A 17,070-nucleotide genomic window follows, 5' to 3' on the forward strand; every position below is an offset into this window, starting at 1 on the left:
CCTTGCCCTGTTCAAGTGTCGCGGATCAGGTCTTGAGCACATACCCATAGGCACGGGTACGGCCACTTTGCTCTTGCAGATACACGCCTTGCAGTTCCGGGGTGAACCCGGGCAACGCGTTGATGCCTTCTTCCAGCGCCAGGAAATACTTCAGGACCGCACCCCCCCAGATTTCCCCCGGCACCACGCACAACACGCCGGGCGGGTAGGGCAGCGCGCCTTCGGCAGCGACACGGCCATCGGCATCGGCCAGCGCGACCAGTTCGACATTGCCACGGATGAATTCGATTTGAGCCTGTTGCGGGTTCATGGCTTTTTTCGGGAAGTGCTCCTTGCGGAACATGTCCTTCTGCAATTGCTGCACGTTATGGCTGCGGTAGAGATCGTGCATTTCCTGGCAGAGCTGGCGAATCGTGTAGTTGCGATAGCGGTCTTCAAAGCGTGCATAGATGGCCGGCAGTACCCGGCTCATGGGCGCGTCATCGCTGATGAACTGTTCGAAGCGTGCGAGTTGCGCGGCAAGATGGGCCATCTTCGCCCAGTCTTCGGCGGGCGTGAGCAGGAACAGGATCGAGTTGAGGTCGCACTTTTCCGGAACGATGCCGTTCTGGCGCAGGAAGTTGGCGAGGATGCCGGCGTGAATGCCGAAGTCGGTGTAGCTGCCGTCAATCGGGTCAATGCCGGGAGTGGTAAACAGCAGCTTGCAAGGGTCGATGAAGTATTGCTTGTCGGCATAGCCGGGGAAGGCGTGCCAGCGATCCTTGGGATGGAATTCGAAGAAGCGCAGGTCGCTGGCGATGGCGTCGGTGGGGTGATCCTGCCATGGGCGCCCGTCGATGGTTTCCGGCACGAACGGGCGCACCAGGGTGCAGGCTTCCAGGATCAACTTGCGCGCGTTGATGCCGAACTTCACGCAGTCTTCCCACAGGCGCAAGCCACTGCGCCCGGCGTGGATACGCGCGTTCACATCCAGCGAGGCGAACAGCGGGTAGAACGGGCTGGTGGAGGCCTGGGCCATGAACGCGTTGTTCAACCGCGCATGATTGCAGTAGCGCGGCTGGCCCTTGATGTGGCGGTCCTTCTTGTGGATCTGCGAGGCCTGGGAGAAGCCGGCCTGCTGTTTGTGCACCGATTGAGTGACGAAAATACCCGGGTCGTCTTCACCCAGTTCGAGCAGCATGGGCGAGCAATCCTTCATCATCGGGATGAACTGTTCGTAGCCCACCCACGCCGAGTCGAACAGGATGTAGTCGCACAACTTGCCGATGCGGTCGACCACCTGGCGAGCGTTGTAGATGGTGCCGTCATAGGTTCCCAACTGAATGATCGCCAGGCGAAATGGCCGCGGCAGCCGGGCCTTGTCCGGGGCGACTTCATTGATCAGTTCGCGCAGGTAGTTTTCCTCAAAGCAGTGGGCGTCGATGCCGCCGATAAAGCCGTAGGGGTTGCGCGCGGTTTCCAGGTACACCGGCGTGGCACCGGCCTGGATCAATGCGCCCTGGTGGTTGGATTTATGGTTGTTGCGATCGAACAGCACCAGGTCGCCAGGCGTCAGCAGGGCATTGGTGACCACCTTGTTCGACGCCGATGTGCCGTTGAGCACGAAGTAGGTCTTGTCCGCGTTGAACACTGTCGCGGCATGCTTCTGCGCCTGCAGGGCCGGGCCTTCGTGGATCAGCAGGTCGCCGAGCTTGACGTCGGCGTTGCACATGTCGGCACGGAACAGGGTTTCGCCAAAGAAATCGAAGAACTGGCGGCCGGCGGGGTGCTTGCGAAAAAACTGGCCGCCCTGGTGACCGGGGCAGGCGAAGGTCGCATTGGCGGCCTCGGTGTAGTGCTTGAGGGCGTCGAAGAAGGGCGGCAACAAGTTTTCTTCGTAGGCCTTGGCGGCGGTTTCGAGTTGGTTGCCGTAGTACTCGGCGTTGTAGCTGGAGAGGTCGAACACACCGTTGACCAGCAGGATTACCTCGTGCAGGCGCTTGTAGACATCCAGTGCCCGATTGCCGGCACCGCCGCGAGGCACCACCAGAAACAGCGGGATGTCGAAGCCTGTTCGTTGAATGGCATCCAGCGCGCCACCCATTACATCGTCTACGGTCAGCACCGCGGCGGCGACATCGGTAAAGTCGGTCTGATCCAGGGCAACAATCGGGCGAGAGGTATGGAAACAATTCAGGACGGCATCGCTTGCAGCAACTTTCAAAACATTCATGCCCAGTGGCTCCTGGTCTGTTTTGACGATCTGTCATGGCAGGCAAACTTGCCCAGTTGGGTATAGTTCATTTTTTTTTAAGCTGGAAATTTTAATGATCTTTATAAGTCCAGGGATTGACTGGAAGATTGACGAGTCGAACACGGCGTGAAGGGGGCGTTGCCTCGGGAACTTCATGGCGATAACCGGGTCAACAGGGGCCCTGTATCGGAGTTTCCGAGCAGTGCTGGTGGCCTGCTTTCATGGCGGTGCCGTCCGAGATCAGCTGAGTCTGCCCCTGATGCCAACCAAGCGTTTTCTGCCGAGCCTCATCCTGGCGTGCTGCGCCATCGCGTCGCTTTACTCGCAGGCTGGCGAGCGAACAGCGCCCGCGCAAAGTAACAGCGCATCCACCACCCTGATCGAAACCGCCTCTCGCCAGTACGAAAATGGCCAGTTGGACCAGGCCGCAGCCACGCTGGAGCGTGCCCTGCATATCCAGCCGAACAATCCCGCGACCCTGCATTACCTCGGTGTGCTGCGCCTGCAACAGGGGCAATATCAGCAAGCTGAAACCCTGGCGATGCGCTCGAACATGCGGGTTGGTGGCAATGTCCAGTTGCGCAACCGCAACTTCCAACTGATCCAGGCGGCGCAGCAGGCCCAGGCTTCGGGGACCCCACCCAAGGCCCAGGAGGACCTGCTCGCCTTGCAGAAGGCACGCGAGGAGGAGGCGCAAAGTCGCCGCGAAGCAGAACTCGCCGCGGCTGGACCAGCCTTGGAGAACACGGGGCCGCTTGCCGGCAATTTCGCTCGGGTGGCCGACTCTGCGGCGACTGCCACGCCACGGCCAGAAGGACAATTTCAGGTGGCTGCCGCCGAGCCAGGGCCCGTGTCCGATGAGATTGCGATTCCACGCGGCCATTGGCCACCGCCGGGTCAATGCCGCATCTGGTTTCCTGATCGCCCACCGGGCCACCAGCCCCCCGCCGGTAGCTGCAAGAAGCTGCGAAAACGGGTTCCGCCAGGCGCCTTCCTGATGCAGGGTTGAGTGGCCGCCAGGGAAGGGGCCTCATTCGCGGGTGAAGATCTCCAGTAGATGCCCATCCGGGTCGTCGAAATACACCCGCCGTCCTCCGCCATGGTCATTGATTTCATTTGGCCGCCGCTTGCCCGGATCGGCCCACCATGGCTGCCCGTTTACCTGCAGGCGAATGAACGCCCGGTCGAAATCGTCGTCGCCGAGCAGGAACGCGTAATGCTGGGAGGCGATCGGCGGATCGTTGTCGTAGAAGTCCAGCGATACCTGGTTGTCGAGCCTGACGATCAGCATCGGCCCGAAAGGCTCTGGAGGCGGCAAGCCGAGGAGTTCGACCAGAAAATGTGCCGACCTGTGCTTGTCGCGGCACCAGACAATGGTGTGGTTCAACCGGGCGCTCATGACGGTCCCTCGCATCGATTCAGGACATGTTTTCAGATTAGTCCAGCCTGTTGCGCAATGACCGCCCTCGCCTAAGCTTGGAGCAAGGCGAAACACATTTGCCGAGCGTCACCGGAACGAACGCCGCGATGCGCAATCATTAGAGCGTGGATATCAAAAGGAGATGCGCATGCTCATCAGGTCACTGACCCTGGCTACCTTGCTGGCGATTGCTGGCCCCTTGTTCGCCGCCGATGGCGATTCACCTCTGGATATCGACAAGGGCAGGGCCCGGCCGCTGATCGTGATTGCCCCGAGCACCGCCGACCCCGTCTGGGTCAACCTGAAAAAGTCGCTGGAAGATCCCGCCAACAAGCAGGGTGTCGCCGACCGCAACATCCGGGTGTACAGCGTGCTGAACATGTCCGGCCAACTGGACGGCAAGGACCTCGGCCAACAGGACACTATGGCGTTGATCCGTGCGCTGAAACTAGGGGCCGGCGCCTTGCCCAAAGTGATCCTGGTGGGCAAGGACGGCGAGAAGAAACTTGAAAGCTCAGGGGAAGAATCCAAGTCGGTCGACCTGAAGAAAATCTTCGCCACCATCGATGCCTTGCCGGCGACCGAGAAGGAAGCCACAGCGCCAACCCCACCACCGGTTGCCGAAACCCCACCGCCAAAAGGGGCTGCCAAGGCTGCCAAAAACGCCAAGCCGGCAAAACCGGCCAAGCCACCGGAAATGCCGGATGATTAGTCTGGGTGGCGCTGGAAACAGGTTTTCCAGTGGGTGGGAGTGACTGGTAAATCAGGCGCTGGACAACATCGCCCCCCCGCAATAGCGCTAATCCTCTGTAGGAGCGAGCATGCTCGCGAAAAACTCGAGGGCGACGCGGAGCATCTGGTTTTACGCGTTATCGTTCACGACCATCGCGACGGTGCGACGATTCGACATGCTCGCTCCTACAGGGCCAAAGCGCTCAGAATCTGATGAGCAATCTTCACCCGCTCTGCATTCGGATAATTCTTGTTGGCCAGAATCACAACTCCCATGTCCTTCGAGGGCACATACGCTACATAAGCCCCAAACCCACCCGTCGACCCGGTTTTGTTGAGTAACACATTCCCTGACGGCGCTTGCGGCGGATTCAGCCACTGCACTTGATGCGCCTGCATGGCCATTGGCGTCGAGTTACCCGCCAGCAGTCGATCCAGTGTGATCGGGTAACGGTACATCTCCCACCCCAGTCCCTGGGTCATATCACCGACGCTGTAGTAACCGGTATGGGTCAAGGCGATGGCCTGTTGCAAGGGTTTGTCCAGGCTTGCCGGTTTGAGGTTGGCCTGAACAAAACCAATCAAATCCGCAGCGCTGGTTTTCACCCCGTAGGCTTCGGCATCCAGCGCTCCCGGCCCGACCCGCACGGTTTTGTCCGCCTTGTCGTAGCCCTGGGCATACAGCGCCATTTGATCCTGCGGCACCTTGGTCCAGGTGTGTTTCAGCCCGAGTTGGGGCAGCAGGGTGTTTTCCATGGCGTCATCGAAGGGCTGACCCAGGGCCTGGGCGGCGAGGTAGCCGGACAACCCGATGCTGGGATTCGAATACAGCCGTTGGCTGCCGACGGGATATACCGGTTTCCATTGCTGGTAGTAGCCGAGCATCTTATCGGCCGAATCCGCCTCGGCAGGAAATTGCAGGGGCAACCCGCCGGCGGTGTAGGTGGCTAGCTGCAACACACTGATGTGGTCGAACGCGCTGCCGCGCAAAGCCGGCAGCACCTTGCTGGCCTTATCGGTCAAGGCCAGTTTGCCGGTGGCCTGGGCGTAGGCGATGAGGGTGGCGGTGTAGGTTTTGCTGACCGAGCCAATCTCGAACAGGGTGTCTTGCGTCACCGGCTTGCCGGTCTCTTTTGACGCTATGCCATAGTTGAAATATTGCTGTTTGCCGTTGACGGTGACGGCGACGGCCATGCCGGCAATGCCCTGGGCGTGCATGACGGGGCGCACGGCGTCGCTGACGATCGATTCTAGGTGATCCTGCGCGAGCGACTGGCCTGCCGCCAGCATCGCGGCACAAACCGCTAACATCTTCAATCTGCCTGGATTGAGGGTGTCCGTCACAGGTTTCACTCCTTTCGTTTGTCGCGCCGTATCGGAAAGTAGGGCAGCAAGCGTTCGGTTTCTCTCTTGACCACGGCGTAACATTCGCAACTCAGCTCCTCCAGACGAGCCCTGTCCAGGACCTTGATGTGTCCCCGAGTATATTCGATGACGCCCAGGCGCTGTAGCTTGCCGGCGGCGTCGGTCACGCCTTCGCGGCGTACGCCAAGCATGTTGGCGATCAGTTCCTGGGTCATGGTCAGTTCATTGCCCGGCAGGCGGTCGAGCGACAGCAGCAACCAGCGACACAGCTGCTGGTCGATGGCGTGGTGACGATTGCACACCGCCGTCTGGGCCATCTGCGTGATCAGTGCCTGGGTGTAGCGCAGCATCAGCAGCAGCATTTCTTCATGGCGGTTGAACTCGTCCTTGAGTTGCTGGCCGGGTAGCCGGAAAGCTTGCCCGGCACTTTGCACAACGGCTCGACTGGGTGTGCTTTCGCCGCCCATGAACACGGCAACGCCGATCAGGCCTTCGTTGCCGACCACCGAAATCTCGGCGGAGGCGCCGTTCTCCATCACGTACAACAGCGACACGATGGCATCAGTGGGGAAGTAGACATGCTGAAGGGCGCCACCGGACTCATAGAGCACTTCGCCCAGTGACAGTTCGACAGGCTCCAGGTGGGGGAGCAGGCGTTCCAGCGCTGGCGCCGGAAGGGCTGCCAGGAGGTAGTTCTGTTGTGGCTTGGGTACGACAAACATATCAGCCACCCTTCGAGGGAGAATTCCCTGAGGGGGACAGGTTACTCCAAAGCGCGCGCCATCAGGGCCCAGGCGTTGATGCCTGAACCCGGGTGAGTCAAGCGCGCGGCACCTCAGCGCTCCAGATCGGTTTCGACGGTTCTGTCGTACCCTGGCAATGGCGGCTGATGCGCTTTGACCGGGCAGGTCACCAGCACCTGATGGTCCCTGCCGTCATCTGACAATTGCAGCGCGTCCTGGCCCAGCAGCTCGCCGTCCAGCATGATCGCAAGCGTGGTGGTCGTGCCGGGTCGCACTTCAATATGGTAAGTCGTCACCCCATGGCGGTAGTGCAGCGTGTAGCCCGCCCAGCCCGGCGCCAGCAACGGCTCGATATGCAATGAAGTCCCGACCCGCTGCAAACCGAGCAATGACTCGACGATGAAGCGGTACGTCCAGCCGGCGGAACCGGTATACCAGGTCCAGCCCCCGCGGCCCGCATGTGGCGGGGTGCCGTAGACGTCGGCCGCCATGACGTAGGGCTCGACCTTGTAGGTATCGATCCGCTTGGCGATTTCATGGCCCGCGGGGTTGATCATGTCGAGCAATCGCCAGGCCCTGGTGTTGTCGCCAAGTTCGGCGAAAGCCATGCCGGCCCAGACTGCGGCGTGGGTGTACTGGCCACCATTTTCCCGTACGCCCGGCACATAGCCCTTGATATAGCCGGGCTCCAGCACGCCTGCGTCGAAGGGCGGATCGAGCAGCAGTACCGCGCCTGTGTCGGGGCGTACCAAGTGCTGCTCCAGTGATGCCATGGCCGTGCGGCGCCGCGTTTGCGAGGCTGCCCCCGAGAGTACCGACCAGCTTTGCGAGATCGAGTCGATGCGGCATTCGTCATTGTTGGCCGAGCCCAGAACCTGGCCGTCGTCAAACCAGGCGCGCCGGTACCATGAACCGTCCCAGGCATGCTCTTCCAGGCTGGCCTGCAGCAAGGCAGCCTGCTGGGTGCAACGCTGTGCGAAAACAGGGTCGCCGTGCAGTTGCGCCGTGATGGCGAACTGTTGCAGCACCTCGAAGCCGAAGAAGCCCAGCCACACGCTTTCCCCACGGCCCAGATGGCCGACCCGGTTCATCCCGTCGTTCCAGTCGCCCGTGCCGATCAAGGGCAGGCCGTGGCTGCCGCGCTGCAGGCTGTGTTCGATGGCGCGTACACAATGCTGGTAAAGGCTTTCTTCGAGGTGCGACTTGCCCGGCAGGTCGTAATAGGACTCCTCCCCGGCATTGAGCGGGCGGCCTTCAAGGTAACCCACCGGTTCAGCCAGCACGCTGAGGTCGGCAGTGACGCTGACATAGTGGCTGGTCGCCAGCGCCAGCCACAGATAGTCGTCCGAACAGCCGCTGCGCACGCCCCGATCGAGCGGCGGGTGCCACCAGTGTTGCACGTCGCCTTCGGCATATTGATGGGCTGCACACAGCAACAAATGGCCGCGCACGCTGGCGGGATCGGCATGGATCATCGCCATGCTGTCTTGCAGTTGATCGCGAAAGCCGATGGCCCCGCCGGACTGATAGTAGCCACTGCGGGCCTGGAAGCGGCAGGCGATCACCTGGTACATCAGCCAGCCATTGACCATGACGTTGATGCTCGGGTCGGGGGTCTGGACCTGGATCACGCCCAGCTGCGAACGCCAATGCTCGCGAACCGCCTCGAGTTGCGCGGTTGCCGCTCCCAGGCCGCGGTACTGTTGAACCTGGCGCAAGGCTGACGCCGTGTCCCTGGCTGCACCGAGCCGGAACACCACGTCCTGGTCGTCACCGTTGTCCAGGTCCACGGCAACCTGAATCGCCGCGCAAGGGTCGAAGCCGCCACCGGTACGGCCCGACAAGCGTGCCTGCTGCAGTCCGGCAGGGGCCTTGAGGCTGCCGTTGCGGCCGATGAACTCGGTGCGATCGCCGCTGAGGGTGGTGTCGGTCGAGTCGGTATCAAGGAACGCCACCCGTTCGCAAAACTCGATCGAATAGGCGTTCCTGGCGAATAAGGCGCCGCTTGTGGGGTCGGCTTCCGTCACCACATGCATCGCCGATTTGCTGCGCAAGTCGCCCAGCACCCACTCGACATAACACGTCGTCGACAGGCGTCGGGCGCGGCCCGAGCGATTGCGAACCTGCAAGTGCGAGAACTTGATCGATGCGTCCAGCGCCACATACACCCACAACTCGGTGTGGATACCGTCTTCATCGTGCTCGAAGACGCTGTAGCCGAAGCCATGTCGAGTGCGGTACGCGCCAGTGCCGGGACAAGGCTGTGGCGTCACGGACCAGAAATGCCCGGTTTCTTCATCACGCACATAGATCGCCTCGCCGCTGGCGTCGGTGAGCGGGTCGTTGTGCCAGGGGCTCAGGCGAAATTCGTGAGCGTTTTCCATCCAGGTGTAAGCGCCACCACTTTCGGAAATGACCGTGCCGAAGTGCGGGTTGGCCAGCACGTTGGCCCATGGCGCTGGCGTCGGCCTGCCAGGCTGCAAGGTCATGACGTACTCGTTGCCATCGGCACTGAAGCCGCCATAGGCATTGCCCAGGAGCAAACCTTCGACAACGGGCAAGGCAGCGGCCGCCTTTGCCTGGCGCTTGAGGAGAGGGACCAGCGCCGGGTATACCGGGCTGGCATGACGCCGCTGAATCTGTTCGGCAATGCCGCCTTTGTCTTCACTCAGCACCAGGCGCGCCACCGACAGGATCAGCGTGCGATCCTCATTGGACAACTGCTGGGCCGGACGCACGAAAATGCCCCCCGGATGGTCGATCAGCGAGGCTTCGCTGCCGGATGTCACCACGCCCATGATCAGGTCCTGGAGTTGCTGGCGATAGCCGGCCTGGTCTTCGTTCCAGATCACCAGATCCACTATCAGCCCCTTTTGCCGCCAGTAGGCATGGGCCTTGACCAACTGGTGGACGAGCTCGATGTTCTCGACGGTGGCGATCTGCAGCAGGACGATGGGCAGGTCCCCGGAGATCGCCTGTCCCCAGAGGCTCGACTGATTACGTCGATTGGCCATCAATACGCTGTTTTCCGCGCGCAACGCGGCATTGGCGTAAAGGATTGACGCGGCCATCTGTTCAAACAGGCGGGCGTCTTCCTGCGATACATTGAGTTGGCGCAGCAACACCTGGCTGTGGGTCCATGCCAGGTCGAAAACACGATCGGCGAGGTGCCGGTCGCGGTATTTATTGATCAGGTACAGACAGCCCTCACGGCTGTCCGCGATGCCGGTCACCAGGTCGATGGTCGCTGTTTGCCCGGGTTCCAGGGTGATACGGCAGCGGATGGCCACGATCGGGTCAAGCACCGAGCCTGCGCTGCCGGACAACGTCTTGACATTGCCATCGAGCGCCGCCGGTGCGGCAACGTTGCGTCCGCGACCAATGAACCGGGCTCGATCGGTCTCGTAGGAAATCGCGTCGATGTCCACGCCATGGGCGGCCAGCAGGTGGCACATCCAAGGCACGGCTTCCTCACTGGAACGCCGCCTGCGAGTACACACGATGGCCTGCAGCGCCGGCACCAGTTCGGTCTGCACGAACAGGTTGCTGAAGGCAGGGTGCATGGCATCACTGATGGCCGGCGCCAGCACCACCTCGGCGTAGGTGGTGATCTCCACGCTGCGCCGTACGCGGCCGCGGTTGGTGATGTGCAGTCTGCGCAGTTCGATATCGTCTTCGGGAGACACGACGATCTCGGTGTGCGTATCGAAGTCGAGCTCGCGCACACGAAACTCCGCCCGGGCATCGCTGAAAATCGCCTCGTGGCTTTCTGGCTGGTGCAGGGTCGGCTGGTGGGCCGAAGACCAGAATGCGCCGCTGCTGACATCGCGCAGGTAGCAGAACATGCCCCAGTTATCGCGGGTCGCATCTTCATGCCAGCGGGTCACGGCGATGTCGTTGCAGCGGCTGTAGCCGCCGCCGGCACTGCTGAGCATGACGTGGTAACGGCCGTTGGAGAGTAGCTGGACGGCGGGGCGCTTGCGCCCGGGATCGGCGAACACGCGCAGCCGGGTTTCCTGCGTGCCGTTTTCCCCGTTGGCAGGCGCCTGGGTCGCATGCAGGTACGGCGCGGCGGTTTTCGGTACGCGCTCCTGCAGCAGCAGGACGGTCGCCTGGAAGGCCGGGATCGATTCGAAACGTCGCTGCATGGGCCGGTCCAGCAACAGGCTGGTGAGGGCCAGCAGGCTCATGCCTTGATGGTGCGCCATGAACGAGCGCACGACCGCATAACGCTGGCCGCGTGGCAAACGTGCCTCGGTGTAGTCCACCGCCTCGTACAGGCCATAGCGGCCGGCCGACCCCTGGGCCGCCAGGCGTTGCAGGTTGCGACAGGCCGCTTGCGGCTCGACCATCAGCGCCAGGGCGCTGGCGTACGGCGCAATCACGGTGTCCTCGGCCAGCCCGCGCTTGAGGCCAAGGCCTGGAACACCGAACGCCCGATACTGATAATTGAAGTGAGCATCGAGGGTGTTGTAACCCGACTCGGACACGCCCCAGGGGATGCCCAACTGGTGGCCATGTTCGATCTGCAAGGCGACGGCCGCGCGGCAAGTCTGCTCCAGCAGCGTCCCTTCATAGCTGGGCATGATCAAGTTAGGCATGAGGTACTCGAACATCGAGCCGGACCAGGAAAGCAGTACCGGCACGCCTCGATTGTTACTGAGCAAGCGCCCAAGGGTGAACCAGGCCTGTTGCGGCAACTGGCCCTGGGCGATGACCACGAAATTGGTCAGGCGCACCTCTGACGCGAGCAAGTCGTAGTAGCCGTTGTCCAGCCGGCGTTCGTCGGCGTTGTAGCCTATCGAGAAGAGGTCGCGTTGTGCATCGTAGAGGAACGTAAAGTCCATGCTGGCCAGTGACGCGGACAACTCGGCCAGTTGTTCAAGGTGGATGATGCGTGCGCGAGCCAGGCGTTGTACCACCTGCACTTGCGCCTGATCAGCGGGCGGCCACAGCGTGCAATCGAGCTCGGCCAGTTGCCGCAGGCTGCTGGTTGATGTCGTCGGTGTCGGTTTCGCTGCCTTGGCCTGGGCAGGTGCCGGCGGCAGCGTGAAGCGCAGTCGTTCTGCCCGCAGCTCAGTGCACTGTGCCTGTAATGCCTGGAGCCAGTAGTGGACTTCTTCAGCAGAGGGGGGCGCAGTGTCGATGGCCAAGGCATCCGCCTGATCGAGTACTTGCAGGAAGCTGTCCGGGGTGTCCTGGACAATCGCCGAGTCCACCTTCGCGCGCAGTTCAAGCACGGTGCGGTCGTCGAGGTTCGCGTCTTGTAGCGCCTGTTGCAGCACATCCAGGGTGTCGGCCAGACCGCCAAGGGTGCGCTGATCGAACAGAGGCGTGTCGGCCAACCCCAGCAGCCCCGGTCGCAGGGTCAGCAACAGGCCCACCAGGTTGCCGCTGTCTACGGTAGACACATACCGAGGCGCCAGCGGCTGCAGTGTCTGGGTGTCGTACCAGTTGTAGAAATGCCCATGGTGACGCTCAAGACCGGTCATGCTTTCAAGCATGGCAGTGATGCGTTCAAGCAAGAGCCCGGTACTCAAATAGCCGAAATCGTGGGCCGCCAGGTGAGAGAGCAAGGCCATGCCCATGTTGGTCGGTGAGGTTCGATGGGCAATGGTCGGCTTGGGGATCTCCTGGACGTTGTCCGGCGGTAACCAGTTGTCCTCGGGGCCTACATAGCGATCGAAGAACGCCCAGGTCTGGCGTGACAGCATGCGCAGGAATCGCAGGTCCTGTGCTGACGGATTAAAGCCGACCGGTGTAGTCGGCAGGCTGATCCACCAGGCAATTGCCGGGCTCGCCAACCACACCAGCAGCAGGGGTGCCGCCAGTGCGAGTACGGCGACGGAGGGGAGCAGGGCAGCGAACAGGATCAGCGCCAGCGCCGGGGCAATCCACATGCTTTTATACATGCCCGGCAGAGTATTGCCACTGGAGCGCTCCACTTCACGAGAAGGTTGCCATTGCAGCAGGCGGCGTTTGCTGACCAGCATGCGCCACAGTGAGCGGCCAATCGCATCCAGGCTCAACAATGCATCGGAGGGCAACCAGACAATCGACAGCAGCGCACGCATGAAATGCTGGCCCGAGGTCCGCAATGCCGCACTCAGGTGTTGTCCCAATGGAATATCGGCAGGTTTCTGTACCAGCGCCAGTACCGATTGCAGCAAGGGTTGGAGAAAGACCAGGATGACCACCGCCAATGTCCAGGAGGCGGCTTCGTTGGTTTCCAACCAGCCCCAGGCCAGCATGGTCAGGAAAGCGCCTGGTTCCAGGCTGCGGCGCAGGTTGTCAAAGATCTTCCAGCGGGCAAGGTTGCTCAGGCGGTTGGGCGCGAAGCCTCCCTGGGGTTTGGGTGCCCACGGCAAGGCCCAGTACAGCACTTGCCAGTCTCCGCGAATCCAGCGATGGCGACGTTTGGCATCGGCGCTGTAGCGCGACGGGTACTCCTCATACAGCTGTACATCGCTGAGCAGCCCGCAGCGGGCGTAGCAGCCTTCGATCAAGTCATGGCTGAGGATGCGGTTGTCGGGCAGGCAGCCTTCGAGCGCCTGTTCGAAGGCGTCGACGGCATAGATGCCCTTGCCGATGAAGGAACCGTTGCGGAACAGGTCTTGATAAACATCAGAGACGGCGCGGGTATAGGGGTCGATACCCGCATCGCTGCCAAACAGGCGGGCATAGGTGGAACGTGCCGTGCTCGGCAGGCTGATTCCCACGCGGGGTTGGAGGATGGCGTAGCCACTGACGATCTTGCCGCTTTGTTCATCGAAAACCGGATGGTTCAACGGGTGCATCATGGTACCGATGCACTGACGCGCGACATCCCGGGGCAGCAAGGTATCGGTGTCCAGGGTGATGACGAAGCGCACCGCACTCAGCGGAGCGATATCCCCGACGATCAACGCAAAACGCTCCTGCCCTTTGCCCCGCAGCAAGGCGTTGAGCTCGGCGAGCTTGCCGCGCTTGCGTTCATGCCCCATCCATACCCGCTCGGTGGCGCACCACTGCCTGGGCCGGTGCAGCAGGAAGAACCGGTCGTCCTGGCCATCGGCATACTTGTGGTTCAGCGCATCGATCAGTTGACGCGCCAGTTCAAGCAGCTCGGCGTCCTCGGGCATCACTTGGGCAGGGGCGTCCATTAAGTCACTGAGCAGGGCGAAATGCAGATTGGCATCGCGATTGGCCAGAAACCGCACTTCGAGGCCTTCCGCGAGGGCCTCGATGTCGCCAGCGTTGGCAAACAGCGTCGGCACTACGACCAGCGTTCGCGCCTCGACCGGTATGCCCTTGCTGTAGTCCAGGCGCGGCAGTAGCGACGGGGCTACCGTGAGGGTCACCAGCCAGTTGACCAACCCGATCGCCAGACGGCTGGTCATCAACAGCGCGGGCACGGCGAGCAGCACCAGGCACCAGATGGGCGTGCCGCTGTAGTAAGCGCTGCTGAGAAATGGCCAGGCCAGCAACAGTGTCAGCAGCAGTGCAGGGCCCAGGTAGAACTTCAGCGGGGCGCTCTGCAACAGCCGCTTCCAGCGCTCGAGCAGCGACACGCTGGCGTGCAGCGCCTGCTCAAGGTGGGGCAACCCTTCAGCCACCAGGTAATAACCCACATGCCCGGTCACGTGGCCCGTGGACTGTGGGGTCGCGGCCAGTTCGATGGCCGCTTCTGCCACCATGGTTTCTGACTGCACGCAATGCCGGGCGAGGCGTTCGACCACATGGCGGTAACGATCGCGGGTGGCGAAGTCCATGTTCGCGTAGACGCCTGCCGGGTCCGTGCACAATACCTGTTCGACATGACTGAGCAGCTCGACGAACTCGCGCCAATCGGTCGCTGCCAGCAAGCGCAGGCTGGCGATGCTGTTGCTGATGGACACCTGGTCACCGGATTGCTGCTGGGCATCCATCTGCACCAGGCGTTCGACGGTGAAGCCGGACTCGCTCAGCGTTTGTTCAATCCATGCCATGGGCAATATCAGCGCGGCGCTTTGCCCTTGCAGGCGGCGGGCCAGTTCCGCAACGAATGAGGGGGTCATCGGCGGTGCCGAGCGCGCCATGTCGGCAACGGTCAACACCACGCTCTTGGCGTCGCGCTCGGCAATCTCGATCAACCGATCGGCCCAGTCATCGGCGAGGTTGCGGTCTTCCCGGTTGGCCATTACCCGGGATGCCACGCGCCGCAAGTTCTCGATCAGCGCCAGTCGTAGCATGATCGGGATTGCCCAGAGCTCGCCCAGGGCCAACGGCGTGATGGTCTGATAAGAGGCGATGAAACAATTGAGGCTTTGCGCGTCGACCCGGCCATCGCCATGAGCAATGGTCTCCAGGGCGATGTCGTAGACCCGCGGCAGGCCGGTCGAAGGGCCTTCGGCCAGGCGGGGCAGCTCGCGGCTATAGCCGTCGGGCAGGTGGGTCCTGGCGGTACGGATGTTTTCTTCGATCAGGTAGAAGTTGTCCAGCAGCCATTCCGCCGCAGGGGTGGCGCGTCGGCTGGAAAGTTGTACGGTCTTGAGCGCCGCGCAGCTGCGTTCGAGCAGCAGCTGGTTGTCAGTCAGGCGGCCCAGCAAGGCGTCCTTTCTTGAAAGACGCCCAAGCACATGTTGGCGGGCCAGTACGATACCGTGATCTGCCATCTGCTGCGCATTGAACAGGTCGGAACGCAGGATGGGCTCGTACTCGAACTTGTGTCGCGCGGCACTCCACCTGAGCCAGATGGTCGGTGAGCGCCACAGGCTGGACAGCGTGCGAGTCAGGATATTTTGCATGAAATCCTTCGTACGACCCGCGCAGCGCAGATCGCATATGGAATGAAGGCGGTTCTACGCCAGGCCAGGTGTGCGGGCGTTGCGCCGCCGGGCGCAGCATTCCAGTGATGAGTGTGGGGTGTTCAGCGGCGCGAAGTCTGTTCGGTAGCGAACATAGGCAGTGTTGGAGGCAGGCAGCGGTAGGGTCGGCGCAAGAGAAAATCGGCAGGCCAGGTATCTGCGACGGCGATGACTGTGGCCGAAGACAAGGGACCAGCCGTTGATGACTGATCAGTTCTGTTTGCGACCGAACACGGGTCCCGTGTCGAGATCAGGTACGGAGGTGGCGTGATCAGGTAATTGATTTGGCGGAAAAGCCGGGTAAGGTGGCGCATCTTTTGCCGCGGTGCCCACAATGACAAGCCCCAGTTTCAAGGATTCGAACGGCCAATTGGCGCAGGGCTTCAAGCCTCGTCACGTCACCATGCTTTCCATCGCCGGCATCATTGGTGCCGGCCTGTTCGTCGGGTCGGGGCATGCCATTGCCGCCGCTGGCCCGGCCGTCTTGCTGGCCTATCTGTTCTCCGGCCTGCTGGTCGTGCTGGTCATGCGCATGCTCGGGGAAATGGCGGTGGCCAATCCCGATACCGGATCGTTCTCTACCTATGCCGACCAGGCCATCGGGCGCTGGGCCGGGTTTACCATCGGTTGGCTTTATTGGTGGTTCTGGGTCCTGGTGATTCCCATCGAAGCCCTAGCGGCCGGCCATGTGCTGCACCAGTGGTTTCCCCAGGTCGATGCCTGGCTGTTCGCCCTGGGTTCGATCATCGCCCTGGTGGTGACCAATCTGTTCAGTGTGTCCAAGTACGGGGAGTTCGAATTCTGGTTCGCCATGGCCAAGGTCGTGGCGATCATCGGTTTCATCGGTGTGGGTTTTGCCGTGCTGATGGGCTGGGTTCCCGATCGCCAGGTCAGCGGCTTGAGCGGCCTGATGGCCCAGCACGGCGGCTTTGCCCCCAACGGCTTGTCCGCGGTGGTCGGCGCTTTCATCACCATCATGTTCAGCTTCATCGGTACGGAGGCGGTCACCATCGCCGCTGCCGAATCGAATAACCCCGCGCAAAACATTGCCAAGGCCACTCGCTCGGTGATCTGGCGGATCGGGGTGTTCTACCTGTTGTCGATTTTCGTGGTGATCTCCGTGGTGCCCTGGAATGATCCGCTGTTGGCTTCCGTGGGTTCCTACCAGCGCGCGCTTGAGCTGATGAACATTCCCCACGCCAAGTTCATGGTGGACGTGGTGGTACTGATCGCCGTGGCCAGTTGCATGAACTCCTCGATCTACATTGCCTCGCGCATGCTGTACTCGCTGGGCCGTCGTGGTGACGCACCGAAGGCGCTCAAGGCGACCTCCTCCGAAGGCGTGCCGCGTGCCGCCGTCATCGCCAGCACGGTGCTGGGCGCCGCGATCACTGTCTGGAGCTACTTCATGCCCGCCGGCCTGTTCGAGTTTCTGCTCGCCAGTTCCGGCGCCATCGCCTTGCTGGTGTACCTGGCCATTGCCGTGTCACAACTGCGCATGCGACGCATGTTGCGTCGGCAGAAGGTCGAACTGGCCTTTCGCATGTGGTTGTTCCCATGGCTGACCTGGTTGGTCATCCTGTTCATCTGTGCGGCGCTGGCGGTGATGATGATCACGCCCGAGCACCGCACCGAAGTGAGCGCGACCATCGGCCTGGCGTTGGCGATTTCCTTCATCGGCCTGGTGACATCCCGTGAACCGGCGCGGGCTGCAAGGGCGACGTCGGTGGGATAGCTGGCTAGACTGCTTGT

8 protein-coding genes are annotated in these 17,070 nt (G+C 61.9%); 3 read left to right on the forward strand and 5 right to left on the reverse strand.

Annotation, left to right across the window (positions count from 1 at the left end; genetic code table 11):
- Nucleotides 1–25: 25 nt before the first annotated feature.
- On the reverse strand, nt 26–2,212 hold the full coding sequence (gene speF / locus PSUM_RS16300; RefSeq protein WP_020798143.1) for an ornithine decarboxylase SpeF: 2,187 nt from the start codon (nt 2,210–2,212) through the stop codon (nt 26–28).
- A 280-nt stretch (nt 2,213–2,492) separates the two neighbouring features.
- Here speF and PSUM_RS16305 point away from each other — a divergent pair, with 280 nt between their 5' ends.
- Nucleotides 2,493–3,242, forward strand: a complete 750-nt coding sequence (locus PSUM_RS16305; RefSeq protein ID WP_083350131.1) for a tetratricopeptide repeat protein — start codon at nt 2,493–2,495, stop codon at nt 3,240–3,242.
- 21 nt (nt 3,243–3,263) lie between these two features.
- Here the strand turns inward: PSUM_RS16305 and PSUM_RS16310 are convergent, their stop codons facing one another.
- Nucleotides 3,264–3,632, reverse strand: coding sequence for a VOC family protein (locus PSUM_RS16310; protein WP_083348565.1), 369 nt, complete (start codon nt 3,630–3,632; stop codon nt 3,264–3,266).
- 169 nt (nt 3,633–3,801) lie between these two features.
- Between PSUM_RS16310 and PSUM_RS16315 the strand changes: the two genes are divergently transcribed.
- Nucleotides 3,802–4,365, forward strand: coding sequence for a DUF4174 domain-containing protein (locus PSUM_RS16315; RefSeq protein ID WP_083348566.1), 564 nt, complete (start codon nt 3,802–3,804; stop codon nt 4,363–4,365).
- A gap of 206 nt (nt 4,366–4,571) precedes the next feature.
- Here PSUM_RS16315 and ampC read toward each other — a convergent pair whose 3' ends face one another.
- The 3 genes from ampC to PSUM_RS16330 all read right to left on the reverse strand — a co-directional run bounded on the left by ampC (nt 4,572) and on the right by PSUM_RS16330 (nt 15,258).
- Nucleotides 4,572–5,696: a class C beta-lactamase gene (gene ampC / locus PSUM_RS16320; protein ID WP_169840438.1), complete on the reverse strand. Its 1,125-nt coding sequence runs from the start codon at nt 5,694–5,696 to the stop codon at nt 4,572–4,574.
- Nucleotides 5,697–5,734: 38 nt separating this feature from the next.
- The gene (locus PSUM_RS16325) at nt 5,735–6,472 is read right to left on the reverse strand and encodes a Crp/Fnr family transcriptional regulator (protein ID WP_083348568.1); all 738 of its coding nucleotides are present in this window, start codon (nt 6,470–6,472) and stop codon (nt 5,735–5,737) included.
- 113 nt (nt 6,473–6,585) lie between these two features.
- Nucleotides 6,586–15,258: a glycoside hydrolase family 94 protein gene (locus tag PSUM_RS16330; RefSeq protein WP_083348569.1), complete on the reverse strand. Its 8,673-nt coding sequence runs from the start codon at nt 15,256–15,258 to the stop codon at nt 6,586–6,588.
- A 394-nt stretch (nt 15,259–15,652) separates the two neighbouring features.
- Here PSUM_RS16330 and gabP point away from each other — a divergent pair, with 394 nt between their 5' ends.
- Nucleotides 15,653–17,053 carry a GABA permease gene (gabP, locus tag PSUM_RS16335; RefSeq protein WP_083348570.1) on the forward strand — a complete coding sequence of 467 codons (1,401 nt, stop codon included), beginning with the start codon at nt 15,653–15,655 and terminating at the stop codon, nt 17,051–17,053.
- Nucleotides 17,054–17,070 lie beyond the last annotated feature (17 nt).

The sequence above is a fragment of the Pseudomonas umsongensis genome (genome assembly GCF_002236105.1).
GTDB classification, from domain to species: Bacteria; Pseudomonadota; Gammaproteobacteria; order Pseudomonadales; family Pseudomonadaceae; genus Aquipseudomonas; species Aquipseudomonas umsongensis.

Coding starts and splice junctions, on each gene's coding strand:
- speF (WP_020798143.1), bottom strand. CDS start 2,212: ATGAATGTTTTGAAAGTTGCTGCAAGCGATGCCGTCCTGAATTGTTTC.
- PSUM_RS16305 (WP_083350131.1), top strand. CDS start 2,493: ATGCCAACCAAGCGTTTTCTGCCGAGCCTCATCCTGGCGTGCTGCGCC.
- PSUM_RS16310 (WP_083348565.1), bottom strand. CDS start 3,632: ATGAGCGCCCGGTTGAACCACACCATTGTCTGGTGCCGCGACAAGCAC.
- PSUM_RS16315 (WP_083348566.1), top strand. CDS start 3,802: ATGCTCATCAGGTCACTGACCCTGGCTACCTTGCTGGCGATTGCTGGC.
- ampC (WP_169840438.1), bottom strand. CDS start 5,696: ATGTTAGCGGTTTGTGCCGCGATGCTGGCGGCAGGCCAGTCGCTCGCG.
- PSUM_RS16325 (WP_083348568.1), bottom strand. CDS start 6,472: ATGTTTGTCGTACCCAAGCCACAACAGAACTACCTCCTGGCAGCCCTT.
- PSUM_RS16330 (WP_083348569.1), bottom strand. CDS start 15,258: ATGCAAAATATCCTGACTCGCACGCTGTCCAGCCTGTGGCGCTCACCG.
- gabP (WP_083348570.1), top strand. CDS start 15,653: ATGACAAGCCCCAGTTTCAAGGATTCGAACGGCCAATTGGCGCAGGGC.